The organism is Massilia sp. 05N420, assembly GCF_056397205.1.
On the sequence record NZ_JBFTMX010000295.1, the window covers coordinates 1 to 357 of the forward strand.

The following is a 357-nucleotide window of genomic DNA, read 5'->3' on the forward strand; positions in this document are numbered from 1 at the left end:
GCTTTGGCCGGAGACGTATATCGGGATTGAAATCCCAGCCGACGATCCAGATTGTCTGCCGCGCTTTCCTGAGCGCCTGATCCAGGGCGGAAAAATAGGCAGATCCATCCACCAGGAACGCCACTTTCTCGGCTTTGCCGGCACGCCAGGCATTGCGGCCAGTGCGAATGATGCCACCCGGGATGGCCGTGACCGCGGCCTTCATCGTGCGCCGGGCCGCTCCGGCAATCAGATCGATTGCATTTGCCGTCTTGCGGCTATCGCCGGCCGCTTGAAAATCCATCATCCTGTGCCGGTGCCCCACGCTTTTTCGATGCGTGCCTCAACGTGCGAAACGCCGCCACAGTTCCCGTACAC

At 61.1% G+C, this 357-nt stretch carries 1 pseudogene; it reads right to left on the bottom strand.

From position 1 onward, the window contains the following. Positions 1-283 (bottom strand): annotated as a pseudogene (locus AC1DIX_RS28390) (hypothetical protein); the annotation flags it as partial. Positions 284-357: the final 74 nt, after the last annotated feature.